This window comes from Rhodococcus ruber, assembly GCF_027270735.1.
GTDB classification, from domain to species: domain Bacteria; phylum Actinomycetota; class Actinomycetes; order Mycobacteriales; family Mycobacteriaceae; genus Rhodococcoides; species Rhodococcoides rubrum_A.
Genome location: NZ_JAPWIJ010000041.1, coordinates 1 through 533, shown reverse-complemented (window position 1 = coordinate 533; position 533 = coordinate 1). Strand labels below are relative to the sequence as shown.

1 protein-coding gene is annotated in these 533 nt (G+C 64.4%); it reads right to left on the bottom strand.

Translation table 11 applies throughout. The features are described from left to right. Nucleotides 1-533, bottom strand: a 533-nt coding sequence (locus tag O4220_RS27730) for a beta-ketoacyl synthase N-terminal-like domain-containing protein (protein WP_269608751.1), incomplete at both ends; no start/stop codon positions are given.

The following is a 533-nucleotide window of genomic DNA, read 5'->3' as shown; positions in this document are numbered from 1 at the left end:
CGGATGCCTTCGTCTTCCGTGAACTGGATCGGATCGCCCTTGCGCTGCGGGATCGACACGGCGACAACCTCGTTGTCGAATACGCCGTTCTTCCAGGCGGCAGCGGCTTTCTGATGCGACGCGGCAGCGAACGTGTCCTGCTCTTCACGGCTGATGGCCTCGGCGCTCTGGTTGCGCTGCTCGGTGAGCGCGCCCATGGCCTGGTCGGTGAAGATGTCGTACAAACCGTCGTACGCCAGGTGATCGCGCATCGTGACGTCGCCGTACTTGAACCCGGCACGCGACTTCTCGAGCATGTGTGGTGCCTGAGTCATCGATTCCTGGCCGCCGGCGACGACGATCTCGAACTCGCCTGCGCGAATGAGCTGATCGGCCAGCGCGATGGCATCGACGCCGGAAAGACACACCTTGTTGATCGTCAGTGCCGGCACGGTCATCGGAATGCCGGCGGCGACGGCTGCCTGGCGGGCCGGGATCTGGCCGGCTCCGGCGGTGAGAACCTGTCCCATGATGACGTAGTCGACCTGATCCGG